Origin of the sequence: Vibrio sp. MACH09 (assembly GCF_033238805.1) — a bacterium.
Classification (GTDB): domain Bacteria; phylum Pseudomonadota; class Gammaproteobacteria; order Enterobacterales; family Vibrionaceae; genus Vibrio.
Genome location: NZ_BSFZ01000001.1, coordinates 2,918,298 through 2,931,256, shown reverse-complemented (window position 1 = coordinate 2,931,256; position 12,959 = coordinate 2,918,298). Strand labels below are relative to the sequence as shown.

General features: G+C 42.5%; 9 protein-coding genes. 5 read left to right on the top strand and 4 right to left on the bottom strand.

The genetic code is table 11. From position 1 onward, the window contains the following. Positions 1 to 87: 87 nt before the first annotated feature. Positions 88 to 1,179, bottom strand: a complete 1,092-nt coding sequence (gene leuB / locus CHJ_RS13085; protein WP_171754814.1) for a 3-isopropylmalate dehydrogenase — start codon at positions 1,177 to 1,179, stop codon at positions 88 to 90. Between the two features lie 47 nt (positions 1,180 to 1,226). Then, positions 1,227 to 2,777, bottom strand: coding sequence for a 2-isopropylmalate synthase (gene leuA, locus CHJ_RS13080; protein WP_317918122.1), 1,551 nt, complete (start codon positions 2,775 to 2,777; stop codon positions 1,227 to 1,229). Between the two features lie 573 nt (positions 2,778 to 3,350). Between leuA and CHJ_RS13075 the strand changes: the two genes are divergently transcribed. From CHJ_RS13075 to fabG, 5 genes are all read left to right on the top strand, one after another. After that, entirely contained in the window at positions 3,351 to 4,013 is a 663-nt protein-coding gene (locus CHJ_RS13075) for a TetR/AcrR family transcriptional regulator (protein WP_317917883.1), read from the top strand. Continuing rightward, positions 4,003 to 5,331, top strand: a complete 1,329-nt coding sequence (locus CHJ_RS13070) for an efflux RND transporter periplasmic adaptor subunit (RefSeq protein ID WP_317917882.1) — start codon at positions 4,003 to 4,005, stop codon at positions 5,329 to 5,331. The genes CHJ_RS13075 and CHJ_RS13070 overlap by 11 nt, the downstream gene beginning before the upstream one ends. Then, positions 5,328 to 8,429, top strand: coding sequence for an efflux RND transporter permease subunit (locus CHJ_RS13065; RefSeq protein ID WP_317917881.1), 3,102 nt, complete (start codon positions 5,328 to 5,330; stop codon positions 8,427 to 8,429). The genes CHJ_RS13070 and CHJ_RS13065 overlap by 4 nt, the downstream gene beginning before the upstream one ends. 231 nt (positions 8,430 to 8,660) lie before the next feature. Beyond that, positions 8,661 to 10,223 carry an acyl CoA:acetate/3-ketoacid CoA transferase gene (locus tag CHJ_RS13060; RefSeq protein WP_317917880.1) on the top strand — a complete coding sequence of 521 codons (1,563 nt, stop codon included), beginning with the start codon at positions 8,661 to 8,663 and terminating at the stop codon, positions 10,221 to 10,223. Next, positions 10,220 to 10,936: a 3-oxoacyl-ACP reductase FabG gene (gene fabG / locus CHJ_RS13055; protein WP_171754820.1), complete on the top strand. Its 717-nt coding sequence runs from the start codon at positions 10,220 to 10,222 to the stop codon at positions 10,934 to 10,936. Before CHJ_RS13060 ends, fabG begins: the two co-directional genes overlap by 4 nt. Positions 10,937 to 11,031: 95 nt before the next feature. On the opposite strand, the gene CHJ_RS13050 is transcribed toward fabG, so the two are convergent. Together CHJ_RS13050 and CHJ_RS13045 are read right to left on the bottom strand one after the other, a co-directional pair. Next, positions 11,032 to 12,417 (bottom strand): TRAP transporter large permease subunit, encoded by a 1,386-nt coding sequence (locus CHJ_RS13050; RefSeq protein ID WP_317917879.1) that lies wholly within the window; start codon positions 12,415 to 12,417, stop codon positions 11,032 to 11,034. Next, complete coding sequence (locus CHJ_RS13045) at positions 12,407 to 12,943, bottom strand: TRAP transporter small permease subunit (protein WP_171754822.1); 537 nt, start codon at positions 12,941 to 12,943, stop codon at positions 12,407 to 12,409. Before CHJ_RS13045 ends, CHJ_RS13050 begins: the two co-directional genes overlap by 11 nt. Positions 12,944 to 12,959 lie beyond the last annotated feature (16 nt).

Genomic DNA, 12,959 nt, shown 5'->3' with positions numbered 1-12,959 from the left:
TTCTTCCGTGATTGTCAGTGTCGCAGCGAGTTAGTGTGTTGTTGTAAATGTGGTCACTAACTACAGCAATAACTGCTGCGAATATCATTATGAATTTAGAATATACTGTGCGATTTTGTCGCCCATTTCAGAGGTAGACAGTGCTGGATTATCCCCTGCAAGATCTGCCGTGAGTTCGCCCGCAGAGAGTGCTTTTGAAACGGCATTCTCAATATCTTGAGCCGCTTGTTCTTCCGCTAAACTGTAGCGAAGCATTAGTGCCGCAGAAAGTATTTGTGCAACAGGGTTTGCAATGTTTTTTCCTGCAATGTCGGGTGCGCTGCCGCCTGCTGGTTCGTAAAGACCAAACTGACTTTCGTTTAGACTCGCAGAAGGAAGCATCCCCATGGAACCTGTGATCATGGCGCACTCATCAGAGATAATGTCTCCAAATATATTTGAGCAGAGCATGACGTCAAATTGAGCAGGATCTTTGATCAACTGCATTGTGGCGTTATCAATATAGATGTGAGACAACTCAACATCAGGATAAGATTTGGCAACTTCTTCAACCACTTCTCGCCATAGAATAGAGCTTTGTAATACGTTAGCTTTATCGACTGAACAGACCTTTTTTTGTCTCAAACGTGCAGATTCAAAAGCAATTTTGGCGATACGTTCGATTTCATAACGATAGTAAACTTCAGTATCAAAGGCTTTTTCGTTTGCTCCTTCACCTTCTCGTCCTTTCGGCTGACCAAAATAGATGCCGCCCGTTAGTTCACGTACAACGACAATATCAAATCCTTTTTGTGAGATATCGGCACGAAGAGGAGAGAATGACTCCAAACCAGTGTGGATCTGTGCTGGCCTCAAGTTGCAGAATAGTTGAAAGTGTTTACGAAGAGGTAATAGCGCCCCTCGTTCTGGTTGATCATTCGGTGGTAAATGCTCCCATTTAGGGCCGCCAACAGAGCCAAACAAAACCGCATCAGCAGCTTCACAGCCAGCAACCGTCGCTTCAGGTAATGGGCAACCATGGTTATCGATGGCAATACCTCCAACATCATATTCCGCTCGGGTAAATGAGATAGCGTGTTTCTTTTCTATTGCATCAAGTACTTTATGCGCTTGTTGCATTACTTCTGGGCCAATTCCGTCTCCGGGTAAAACAGCGATATTGTAATGTTTGCCTGCCATGGTCATCTTTTTCCTTAGTTAATAATATGATGTTTATTTTGTGTTTGTTATACGGTTTGCACTTGCTTCAATTGTTTGATTTCTGCAATTTGATCTGCTCGATGTATGCTGTTAATCACATGCAGTAGTGCTTGGCCTGATGCTTCAACAATATCTGTCGCAAGCCCAGTTCCGTGGTACTTACAGCCTTTATAGTTAGCGATGATATCCGCTTGACCTAGGCCATCTTCCCCTTCACCTTTAGCGGTTAGATCAAACTTATCTAACACAATTTCGTAACCCGTTAGACGATAAATACACTGGTATAGAGCATCAACAGGGCCATTACCTACAGCCGCTTCACATTTTTCAGTTTCACCGCATTGAAGTTTGATACTGGTGGTTGCCATCACGCTACCAGATTGCACACTTAAGTAGTTTAGTTTGTAATAATCTTCTTCATCTCTTAGGTTAGCAAAGTGCATCAGAGCTTCTAAGTCATAGTCGAATACTTGTCCTTTTCTATCCGCTAGTTTCAAGAAATCTTCATATAAAGTGTCTAGATTATACTCTTCTTCTTTATAGCCCATGGTATCCATATGGCTCTTAACCGCTGCACGACCACTTCGACTGGTTAGGTTTAATGCTTGGTTTTTAAGACCAATAGACTCTGGAGTCATAATCTCGTAGGTGTTTTTGTTTTTCAACATACCATCTTGATGAATTCCCGATGAGTGACTAAATGCATTAGCACCTACAATGGCTTTGTTATCTTGAATAGGCATGTTGCATAGTTGGCTAACTAGCTTACTGGTACGATGAATTTCATCATGTTTTAGTCCAGTATTTACCCCTAACAACTCTGAACGAGTTTTAATGATCATTGCGATCTCTTCTAAAGAACAGTTACCCGCTCGTTCACCAATCCCATTGATGGTGCCTTCAATTTGTCGAGCTCCTGCTTGAACCGCAGCAATAGAGTTGGCAACGGACATGCCCAAATCGTCATGGCAGTGAACTGAAATAACCGCTTTATCTATGTTTGGAACGCGATTGAATAGTGTTTCAATTATGCTGCCGAACTCACTTGGAACGGTATAACCCACGGTATCGGGAATATTCACTGTGGTTGCACCAGCATTGATTGCGGCTTCTACCATGCGACATAAGTTGTCAATTGGTGTTCTTCCCGCATCTTCGCAAGAAAACTCTACGTCATCAGTGTAGTTACGTGCACGTTTTACCGCTTGTACCGCCATCTCTACAACATCATCATAGCTTCGGCGTAGCTTGTCTTGTACGTGGATTGTTGAGGTGGAGATAAAAGTGTGAATCCTAAATGCTTCGGCCACTTTTAATGATTCAGCGGCGACGTCAATATCTTTTGCGACAGCTCGGGAAAGGGCACAAATTCGGCTATCTTTAATATGTTTGGCAATGGTCTGAACCGATTCAAAATCACCCGGAGAAGAAACAGGGAAGCCAGCCTCAATAACGTCCACTCCAAGACGTTCTAGCGCATAAGCGATCTGTAGTTTTTCTTTCACTGTTAAACTGGCTGATAGCGCCTGTTCGCCATCGCGTAATGTCGTGTCGAATATAATGACTTGATCGTTCATAGTGCTGTCCTTTTCCTGTCTAGTTGGCTGCTGCATTACCTATCCTGTACTTGCTATCGCTCTATTTTGTTACTTATCTGATTCGCGATAACGTCTCATGCTTTTTACTATTCAATTTTGTTATGTGTATAAAAAAACCCGCATGCTATGCGGGTTTTTAGAATTCTTTGTGGTGTTTTTCGTCCACTAGCTACCCGCGCGATATTTTCACGATAAGGAGGAGGCTGAGAAGAATTGAAAAACGTGTTGTCATTTATTTACACTATCTGTCCACAAAATTTAGGCTTTAATTAGTACCGCATTTCTCTATCAAGCGTCAAGCATAATGTTGACTTTTTAGCCAAATAATAAATAACCCGATTGATTGAGCTGCGAAGTAAGCGTTTAGCATCATAATTAATCAGTTGTTGAATTATTGATTAATTATTTGTTTAACAACGGGGTTGTTATTAGGGTGTATACTTTGTAAATAATTAATCAATTGATTAATAATAGACAAATAACGTTAGAGGCCAGCTCTGAATCCTGCACCTTGACGATACTTGGCTATATCTATTTATCTTGGGGGAAGCTGTGAGGCGAAAAGTCGGACGACCGATAAAGAACACCGATATCAGAGAGCGATTACTTTTCCAAGCGGGTGAGCTTTTTACTGCTATGCCATACGATAAAGTATCAACCCGTTTGTTGGCAGAAAAAGCAGGGGTTAACGTGGCGATGATCCGTTACTACTTTGCCAATAAAGAAGGTCTATTTGAGGCCATGGTGAGAGATACCATGCAACCTGTTCAAGAAAAAATACGACAGTTGTTAGATGAGAGTAGTCAACAAGGGTTGATTGAAGTTATGCGCGCCTATTATCGAACGATGGCGCAATCTCCTCGTTTTCCCAAGTTGATGCTTCAAGTGATGAGCATGGGACCCATGGATGAACGAAGAGTTTTACTTGAAAAAATCTTTATGGAATCAGCAAAACCAGCCCTCGATCTTATTTTTGACCGCATGTTAGAGAATGGAGAGATCCGTAGTGGCATGGAACCAGTTTTATGTCGATTTACCTTTGTTAGCTTAATGGTTTTTCCCTTTATTGCGCCTAACGCTATGTTGAATTTTCATGGGGTTGAGATAGATGAGACGTTTTTAAATCGACTTTTAGAACATAATATAAACGTATTAAAACAGGGCTTTCTAGAGCCTGAACAGCCAACATCTTTGGAGCTTAAAAATGAAAATTAATCGTAAACTACTTTTTTTTCCAGCTCTCGCTGTTGGTGTCGTCGTGTTGGTCATGGCAATAAAATTGAAGCCTGATTTACCAGTAAAACCTGCTGGAGACCGAGCGCAACTGGTAAAAACGGTGCCTTTAGAGTTACGAGCAATGGCGCCTGTTGCCATTGGATTTGGTAAGGTGAAACCTAAATTTGAGTGGAAAGCCATCGCAGAGGTGACGGGCAAAATTGTATACCGACACCCAGAGCTAGAAAAAGGACGAATCTTAGCGGCAGGTACAGAAGTGCTAAGAATTGATCCATTAGATTACCAGTTAAAATTGGCGCAAGCACAAGCTGATCTGAGTTCCAGTCAAACCAAACTGGCAAAACTGGATCAGGAAGAGAAAAACCTGCGTAGCACTTTGAAAATTGAAAAAAACCGGTTAACCATCAGTAAGAAAGAGTTGGATCGTAAACTTAATTTGAAGAAAAAAGGGCTAACCTCTCAATCGGATGTTGATCAACAGAATCAGGCCTATCTTTCTCAGCAAAAACTGGTTCAAGACATGGAAAATCAGTTGTTGCTCTATCCTGATGAGCGAAAAGTGTCTCAGGCATTAGTGAAAGTCAATGAGTCGAAAGTCTCTGAAGCTCAACGTTCGCTACAAAAAACGTCCATTATTTTGCCGCAAACTTTGCGTATTGCTGAAGTCGATGTGGAAGCGAATCAGGTGGCTACCCTTCAGCAAACGATGATTACGGCTCATGCGACCGAAGTCATGGAAGTCGAAGCACAGCTCTCTATTCATGATATGCAGCTTATTATTAGTAGTCTCGCTGACTTTGCAAGAGATGAAGAAGGTATTCCTCTTCCCGAAATGAGTAACATTCGTGCATCAATTCAGTTATCCAGTGGTAGTTTGCTTGCCCACTGGCCTGCAAAAGTTGCTCGCGTCAGTGAAACCGTTGATGCAGCTCAGGCAACTGCTGGGGTTATTTTAGAAATAGAACAAGATTTTAAAACATTACGTCCGGAAAATATTCCGCCACTAGTGAATGGGATGTTTGTTAGTGCAGAAATTGAAGGACAAGCCAATCCAAGTTGGGTAATTCCTGAAAGAGCACTTCACGGTAATAAAGTGTATATAAAAGATGCCAAAAACCAACTGAACATTCGTCCTGTTACTGTGTTATATCGTCGTGATAATCAGGTGATAGTTGATGGTGAGCTTGAACAAGGTGAGCGATTGATCTTGAATGATTTATTGCCTGCAATTGACGGCATGTTGCTAAAAGAGGAACAGCTATCTAATACTAGCGTGGGAGAGGGGGAGAAAGCATGATCCATTTTTTCTCCAAACATCCGACGGCTTCCAATTTGTTGATGCTGACGTTACTCATTCTAGGTATCAGTTCATTATCAACCATAAAGCGAGAGACTTTTCCTGCATTTGATCCACCTTACATTATGGCGGGCGTGGTCTATCCCGGAGCGTCTCCTCAGGAAGTTGAGGAGAGCATTTGTATTCGGATGGAAGACGCTGTCGATGGCTTAGCGAACATTGAAGAGACAAAATGTGAAGCGATTGAAGGCTCTGCGCGATTAATCTTAAAACTGAATGAGAAAGCAGATATCGGCAGAATGCTGGTGGATGTTCAAACTCAAATTAATTCGATTAATGACTTCCCATCAGAAATCGAGTCTCCGGTTGTTCAAGAGTTAGATTGGAATGAACCGGTAGTGGATGTCGCGATTACGGCAGAGACAACATGGCCAGAGCTAAAAGCGTATGCAGAAGAACTAAAACGCACTTTGAAACTGGATTATGGCGTTTCTCTTGTCGATGTCAGTGGCTTCTCTGATCACCAGTACCGAATTGAACTCAATACCTTAGCCATACGACAACTGGGATTAAGTGTCGGAGATATTGCCAGTCAGATAGGCAGACAAAATATTAAGTTACCCAGCGGTAGCATAGAGACACCGGATAAAAACTTTCTAATTCGTTTTGATGAACGTCGAGTTACTCCAGAGGAGTTAGAGTCTATTGTTGTCGGTTCCGGCCCCAATGGCTCGATTGTACGCTTACGAGATATTGCCACTATTACTGATAGATTTGAGTTGGATGAACAAAAAGTTCTTTTTGATGGTAAGCCATCAGCGCTACTCAAAATAAGTAAAAATAAAGAAGATGATGCTCTGCGCATTAAAGAAAATGTCGTCCGTTTTGTCGAAGATCAGCAGCGTATTGCTCCTCAAGGGGTTGAACTGCAGCTCACAAATGATCTCTCTTCGGTGCTTTGGGACCGCTTAACCATGATGGTTCGAAATGGCTGGCAAGGGATCGTGTTGGTGTTTGCCACCATGTGGTTATTCTTCAGTTTCCGTTACTCATTTTGGGTAGCTGCCGGTCTTCCTGTTGCCTTCTTAGGCGGTCTGTTTTTAATGGCCAACTTGGGACTATCAATCAACATCATGTCTCTGGTGGGATTGCTGATGGCGATTGGTATCATGATGGATGACGCCATTGTTATTGCCGAATCCATTGCTGCCCACTTGGACCGAGGGCAAAAAATTGATGATGCCGTGGTAAACGGCGTCAAAAAAGTGCTGCCTGGCGTCATGTCATCATTTTTAACTACAGTCTGTATATTTGGAAGTTTACTCTTCTTAGAAGGGGAAATGGGGGCAGTACTAAAAGCGGTTCCTCAAGTCTTGATTTTGGTGTTGTCATTAAGCTTGATAGAAGCGTTTTTGATTTTACCAAATCACCTTTCTCATTCTCTACATAAAACCAGAAACGAAGGTAAGCCGTTACGCTTTAAACAGGTAATTTTGCAGCGCTTCGAGAACTTTAGAAACACCACCTTAGTTAATGCGGTGGCCAAAGTGGTGGCTTATCGATACGCCTTTTTAGGCGGTGTTTTTGCGCTGTTGCTCTCTTCTGTTGCCCTCGTTGTCGGCGGTGCAGTGAACTTCGTTCCATTCCCTGAACTAGATGGTGATATCGCCGAAGCAAGGATTATTCTACCCCCTGGATCGTCATTAAGTCAGACCGAAAAAATAGTGGATCGTATCGTCAGTTCTGCCGAACGACTTAATAAAGAATGGTCTGAAGAGTTTGAGAATGGGGTTCCTTTGGTTGAGCATATCACCAGTCAGTTCAATGCTAACCAAGATGCTAATGAATCTGGACCTCATCTGGCGACTGTTCGGCTCGATCTGTTAGGCGCTGAAAGTCGCAATACCGTTATTGATGACTTTATTGACCAGTGGCGAGCAGATATTGGTGAACTGGCTGAGCCTATCTCACTCGTGTTTAAACAGCCCACTATGGGGCCGGGTGGACGTGACATAGAAATACGAGTTAAACATGATGATTTAAGAGAGTTAAAAGCGGCCTCTATTGATATCCAAGACTACTTAAATAAGTTTAACGGCGTGTATGGCGTACTGGATGATATGCGAATGGGCAAAGAGGAGATACTTATTAAGCTGCGCCCGGGAGCAGAGACATATGGTGTCAATGGGCAAATTATTGCTAATCAGCTAAGGGCGGCTTTCTTTGGACAGACGGCTGATGAAATTCAGATAGGTGTAGAAAATATTTCTATCGAAGTTCGATTAGATAAAGCCCAAGCGGGAGATCTACAACAACTGGCAAACTTTCCAATTATTATGGCGGACGGTAGTCAATTACCACTAGCAACCATAGCAACGTTGGATTTCCAGAGAAATTACGTGCGTATTCAACGTATTGATGGATTGCGAACCATTAGTGTCTATGCGGATACTGATAATAGTAGAGTCAGTTCTGCCGCTATTGTTAGTCAGTTTCAGAGTCAAAAAGCTGCGGAGTTAAAACGCAAATACCCGGGACTGCGCTTTGATTTTGAAGGTCAGGCTGAGGATTCCGCTAAAACGGGATCATCAATGGGCAAAGGCTTTATGCTGGGCCTATTTGGTGTGTTTGTTATTCTTAGTTATCAGTTCCGTAGTTACCTAGAACCATTTGTGGTGATGTTGGCAATTCCTCTGGCGTTTATTGGTGTTGTTTGGGGGCACTTTATTTTGGGTCACTCATTGAGTATGCCGAGTATGATGGGATTTGTCTCGTTAGCGGGGGTGGTGGTGAACGATTCAATACTGCTGGTTCAGTATATTCGTCATCATGTTGATGAAGGAGATAGTGTCCATGACTCGGTAGTAAAAGCCAGTAGAGAGAGATTTAGAGCGGTATTTTTGACCTCTATGACCACGGCGGCTGGTCTGCTGCCGCTGTTGACGGAAACCAGCTTACAAGCCCAAGTTATTCAGCCATTAGTGATTTCAATTGTTTTTGGTATTTTTGCCTCAACACTATTGGTTTTATTTATGATTCCTGCCGCCTATTCAATACTGGCTGACTGGGGAGTTATTCATAAACATGAAGAGTTGTAATTAATCGCCTCTGAGGCAAGTTCACTCTTTTTAACTCGAGGTCACCATTTTGGTGGCCTTTTTCTTGAGTATAAGTATGACTTCTTTGCCTGTGATGAATTTTAAGCTGGGGTATTCAGTTTTTCTTTATTGTTCCATTAATGAAATAGTCTATCTCTAAATCTGCAATTTAACTTTTTATTAACAATGGCTATTCTGTTTTTAATTAAAGGGAAAACGAGCAGCGTTAACATGGTTGAGAAACTAACAGCAGAACAAGCAGCAGAATGGATTAGTGATAATGATGCCGTTATGTTTGGTGGATTTATTGGCAGTGTTGTACCAGAAGCGATAGAAAGGGCGATTGGTGAACGCTATGACAACAGTGCCTCCCCTAAAGGATTAACCTTGGTCTTTGCTGCAGGACAAGGTGACGGAAAGGATAGAGCTCTTAACCATATAGCAAAGCGAGGCTTAGTGAGCCGTGTAATAGGCGGTCATTGGGGGCTTGTCCCAAAACTTCAGCAAATGGCGATCGAGGAACAGATCCAAGGTTACAACTTACCTCAAGGAATTATCTCCCATCTATTACGAGATACTGCCGCGGGAAAAATCGGCACTTTTAGTAAGGTAGGATTAGATACATTTGTTGACCCAACACTGGAGGGGGGAAGAATAAATGCTGTTACCACTGAAGAGTGGGTTCAACGGATAGAGTTGTTTGGAGAACCTCACCTATTTTATAAAAAGTTACCCGTAGATGTCGCCATCTTGAGGGGCACCACCGCAGATGAGTTTGGCAATATCACCATGGAAGATGAGTGCCTTATCGTCGAAAGCTTAGCCGCCGCTCAAGCCGCCAAAAATAGTGGTGGTCGAGTCATTGTTCAAGTTAAGCAAATGGTCAAAGGCCATAGATTGGATCCTCATGCTGTTAAAATTCCCGCTATATTTGTCGACGCTGTTGTCGTATGCGGTAATGAAAAAGAGCATATGCAAACATTCGCTAGCCAAATGAATCCGGCTTTTGTTGGTCGCCTTAGCGATCTCCCTCCCTTGCCATGTGATACAGAAAATACGCCACTGGATGCGAAAACGATCATCGCTCGTCGTGCTGCGATGGAGCTGCAACAAGGAGCGATTCTTAACCTTGGTATTGGTGTGCCTGAATATATTGCTCAAGTAGCAAAACAGGCGGGGGTAATCGATCAGTTTACGCTTACGGTTGAGCCTGGAGCGGTGGGTGGTTTTCCTGCCAGTGGTTTAGATTTTGGTGCGTCATCTTATCCTGATGCCATTATCAGCCAAGACCAAATGTTCGATTTTTATGATGGTGGTGGCATCGATCAAGCCTTCCTTGGTTTGGCACAATGCGATGGAAATGGAGACATTAATGTTTCTCGCTTTGGCAATAAAATTGCTGGGTGTGGTGGTTTTATCAATATTACACAAAATGCCAAACAGCTGTTTTTTTGTGGCACTTTTACCGCACAAGGATTGAAAATAAAAGTTACTAATAATGAGCTGGTTATCGAACAAGAAGGCAGAAAGAGAAAGTTCCTTTCACAGGTTCAACAGATCACATTTAGTGCTAAGCAGGCGAAACGTGAGCAGAAACCGGTACTTTATATTACGGAGAGAGCCATTTTTTCGTTGCAACCTGAAGGGCTTATGCTGGAAGAGATTGCACCCGGTGTTGATATAGAGAGAGATATCGTTGCTCATATGGAGTTTGTTCCTAGTCAGCGTAACCCTATGAAAATAATGGATAGTTCTATATTTGAGCAGACATTTTTATTAAGGACAAAAAAATGATAGAGAATAAAGTGGCGTTAGTCACAGGAGCGGCAAGAGGAATTGGAGCCTCAATTTGTGATCAACTGCTGGATGATGGGTTCTATGTTATCGGCGTCGATATAGAACCGATAGATCGTCAACAGAGTTGCTTTTCTCATTATCAGATTGATTTGACCAATAAAGAGCACGTTGCTGATGTGATCAGTAAGATCGTTTCTTTGCAAGGTCGGTTGGATGTACTGGTCAATAACGCTGGTATTACTCGAGATGCATTGCTGGCGGATATGCAAGAGCAGCAATGGGATAGTGTGTTGGATATCAATTTAAAAGCGGTATTTTTGTTAACTCAACAGGTACTGCCAATAATGTTAGATCAGCAACAGGGCAGCATCATTAATATTGCATCGATTGTTGCTACAGACGGCAATATTGGTCAGAGCAATTATGCCGCTAGCAAAGGTGGAGTGATTGCTATGAGTAAAGGCTGGGCAAAAGAGTTTGCTCGTAAAGGGGCTCAAATTAGAGTGAACTGTGTTGCTCCCGGGTTTATTGAAACGGAAATGACAGAAATGTTACCGAAAAAGGTGGTGGCCATGATGGAAGAGAAAACACCATTAGGAAGAATGGGTAAAGCAGAAGAGATTGCTGATGGCGTGGCGTTTTTAGCGTCAGATAAGAGCCGTTTTATAACCGGACAAACATTAAAGATTGATGGTGGCTTGGTATTATAAATTATCGATTGAACAAGCGGCGTGTTGAGCTTGCAAAAAGGTTACCAGACCCAGTCTGGCAACCTTAGATATAGCTACTTTGCCTGATTTACGGGCTACCCGTATGCCACACTTGGGAACCAAAGTACCAATTGAGGCCAAGTGACTAAGCAAGTTAAAGCCACAAGCTGGATAATAATAAATGGAATGACCCCTTTATAGATATCCTTGAGCGTTACTCCGTCTGGACAAACGCCTTTTAAGTAAAACAGAGCAAAACCTACCGGAGGAGTTAGAAAACTGGTTTGCAAAGCCATTGCTACTAGCATAACGAACCATACTAAACTCGGGTTATCGACGACACCATGTCCATCCAGTTCAATACCGAGGCTTGAGATAACCGGTGCTAACAGAGGCAATGCGATTAAGGTAATCTCTATCCAGTCCAAAAAGAAACCGAGTAAGAAAACGATAAATAGGATGAAAGCGATAATACCGTAGGGACCAAATGGTAACCCGCTTAAAAACGATTCAATTAACTCATCTCCGCCTAATTCTCGGAGTACAAGCGCAAAACAAGATGCTCCTAAGAAAATCATAAAAATATAGGCGGTAGTGCCATATGAGGAGAGCAGAACCTCTTTAATTACTTTTAGGTTTAATTTTCGATTGTAAGCGGCAAGCATCGTCGCTCCAAACGCCCCTATTCCCGATGCTTCCGTTGGAGTTGCGATGCCAGCGAATATGGAACCAAGTACCACGATAATTAAGACAACGGTAGGCGTAATATCTTTAAATACTTGCAAGATAATCGACCAGTCGACAGGTTGAACATTTTCAGGGATTGGCGCTTTATTTGGATTTAACTTACCAACAATCAAAATGTAACTAATATAGAGAGAACCTAGTAATAACCCCGGAATGATGGCCCCCATAAAGAGGTCCCCAACAGAGAGGCCAAGTTGATCGGCCATAATAACCAGCATGATCGAAGGAGGAAGTAGAATGCCTAGCGTACCTGCGGATGCCACGGTCCCAAGAGCCAGAGGCAGGTGGTAACCCTGTCTCATCATACTGGGTAGCGACATAACGGTGAGCAACACTACCGATGCTCCAATAATTCCTGTGGATGCGGCAAGTATAATACCGATAGCCATAACAGTGATCGCTAGCCCGCCATGTACTTTGCCAAACAGTTTCTGCATAGAGACCATGAGTTTTTCTGCTATGCCGGATTTATCGAGCATATTCCCCATAAAGATGAACATAGGCAGAGCAACCAAAATCCAGTTATCCATGATTTTGTAAATACGGTTTACAACTAATCCTAGGCTGGTGTAATCCAAACCCGTAAAGGTATCGAGATAAATATCGGCGAAATAGCCAACTCCCGCAAAAATAACACCAATACCTCCTAATATGTAGGCTACGGGAATACCAGTAAATAACAGTAAAATAAATGAGCCAAACATGGCGACAACAATCCACTCATTAGCTTCCATGTCGCTCTCCTTTATGTAATATATTTATGGTTCGTAATACTCTGGCTATTAACGATAAAAACAGTAGAGCAAAGCTTAATGGGATGACGCTTTTGATCATCCAGCGAAAGGGGAGTCCTGATGGGGATGATGAACTTTCATTTACTCGCCACGACTCATAGGCAAAATCGTAGGAGTGCAGAATAACGACAATCACAAATGGCATCGCAAAAAACAGCATGCCAATGAGATCAAAAAAGGCTTTTTTGCGTTCGCTAAAATTATGATAAAAAATGTCAACGCGAACATGAAGATTCGTTACTTGAGCATAAGCTGTTCCGAACATAACGGCAGTGGCGTATAAGTGCCATTGCAACTCTTCTAAAGCGATTTGCCCATTAGAGAACACTTTACGCAGAACAACTTGAATAATAATAACGGCAATTAACAGCAAGTTTGTCCACGCGATATATTTGCTGATGGCAGTGATGCCGTTTTCTAAGTGGATATATATTGGCACTGAGGAGGGGTATTTAACCTGGCTCATGTGACCTCCTAAATAA

Excerpts from the sequence above, each read along its gene's own strand:
- CHJ_RS13050 (WP_317917879.1), bottom strand. The coding sequence starts at position 12,417 with ATGGAAGCTAATGAGTGGATTGTTGTCGCCATGTTTGGCTCATTTATT.
- CHJ_RS13060 (WP_317917880.1), top strand. The coding sequence starts at position 8,661 with ATGGTTGAGAAACTAACAGCAGAACAAGCAGCAGAATGGATTAGTGAT.
- fabG (WP_171754820.1), top strand. The coding sequence starts at position 10,220 with ATGATAGAGAATAAAGTGGCGTTAGTCACAGGAGCGGCAAGAGGAATT.
- leuB (WP_171754814.1), bottom strand. The coding sequence starts at position 1,179 with ATGGCAGGCAAACATTACAATATCGCTGTTTTACCCGGAGACGGAATT.
- CHJ_RS13070 (WP_317917882.1), top strand. The coding sequence starts at position 4,003 with ATGAAAATTAATCGTAAACTACTTTTTTTTCCAGCTCTCGCTGTTGGT.
- leuA (WP_317918122.1), bottom strand. The coding sequence starts at position 2,777 with ATGAACGATCAAGTCATTATATTCGACACGACATTACGCGATGGCGAA.
- CHJ_RS13065 (WP_317917881.1), top strand. The coding sequence starts at position 5,328 with ATGATCCATTTTTTCTCCAAACATCCGACGGCTTCCAATTTGTTGATG.
- CHJ_RS13045 (WP_171754822.1), bottom strand. The coding sequence starts at position 12,943 with ATGAGCCAGGTTAAATACCCCTCCTCAGTGCCAATATATATCCACTTA.